2 protein-coding genes are annotated in these 1,277 nt (G+C 54.7%); both read right to left on the bottom strand.

Annotated elements, in window-relative coordinates:
- Nucleotides 1-704 (bottom strand): acyl-CoA dehydrogenase family protein (locus DS878_RS14515; protein ID WP_187298813.1); only part of this gene is annotated, 704 nt, incomplete at its 3' end.
- An 85-nt stretch (nt 705-789) separates the two neighbouring features.
- Nucleotides 790-1,277 (bottom strand): flavin prenyltransferase UbiX (locus DS878_RS14510; protein ID WP_148707086.1); only part of this gene is annotated, 488 nt, incomplete at its 5' end.

The raw sequence follows: 1,277 nt of genomic DNA, 5'->3' as shown, positions 1-1,277 counted from the left end.
AAGAAGCCCTGCCCTTCCATCGAGCCCAATAAGTGAGCAACCGGAACTTTAACATCCTGGAAAAACAGCTCTGATGTATCCTGGGCTTTCATGCCGACCTTATTCAGGTTCTGGCCCTTTTCAAAACCTTCCCATGCAGTTTCAACCAGCAACAGGCTGATGCCCTTCGCCCCTTCTTTCGGGTCTGTTTTGGCAACCACAATGGCCAGATCTGCCATCTGGCCGTTAGTGATAAACGTTTTGGAGCCATTCAGGATGTAGTGATCGCCATCCTTCAACGCTGTGGTTTTAACGCCCTGGAGGTCGGAACCGGCGCCCGACTCACTCATGGCGATAGCCGTAATTATTTCACCAGCGGCCATTCTGGGCAGGTAATTCTTTTTCTGCTCCTCCGACCCATAGTTCAGAATATAGGGCGCAACAATATCGGAATGCAGTGTCCAGCCGATGCCGGAAAGCCCTGCCCGGGAAACCTCCTCCATCACAACAGCGCTGTAACGGAAGTCAGCGCCAGCGCCGCCATATTCCTCTGGCATGGTCGGGCATAAAAACCCCAGTTCGCCGGCTTTCTGCCACAGTTCGCGGCTGACCTGCCCATCTTTCTCCCACTGTTCATGATATGGCACAGCTTCCTGCTCCAGGAATTTCCGGACAGAGTCCCGAAAGCCATCAAGGTCAGCGTCAAAGAGCGTGCGTGGGATCATGATGAACCTCAGTCAGTGAACAATATTGTTATTAGCGTTCACCAAGTCTCTGCCGGCAAGCAGGTTTGCTCAATGGTTAAAACCATCAATCATGCTGGCCAAAACCATCGTTGCGATCCGTTCTGGCCTTGATACGCCCTTCGCCCCAGCGAGGCATAAGGTCCTGGGGCAGACCCAGATGGTCCAGAATCCGGGCCACAATAAAGTCCACAAGATCCTGTATTGAAGCGGGCTGGTGATAGAACCCCGGGCTGGCCGGCATGATGACGGCTCCCATGCGCGTGAGTTTCAGCATGTTTTCCAGGTGCACCTCTGAATAAGGTGCTTCGCGGGGTACCAGAATCAGCTGACGCCGCTCTTTGAGCGCTACATCACCGGCGCGCTCAATCAGATTGTTGCTGGCTCCGGTAGCCAATGACGACAGAGTTCCGGTGCTGCAGGGGCACACCACCAAAGGTGCTTTTTCGCCAGACCCTGAAGCGGGCGGTGCAAACCAGTCTTCACGGCCAAACACCAGCACCTGGCCAGGCTCGGCACAGGCGTATTCAGACAAGATTTTCTGCATCGCCGCCG

It is taken from the genome of Marinobacter sp. F3R11 (genome assembly GCF_003318275.1).
Lineage (GTDB): Bacteria > Pseudomonadota > Gammaproteobacteria > Pseudomonadales > Oleiphilaceae > Marinobacter.
This window is presented reverse-complemented; position numbering and strand designations above follow the sequence as displayed.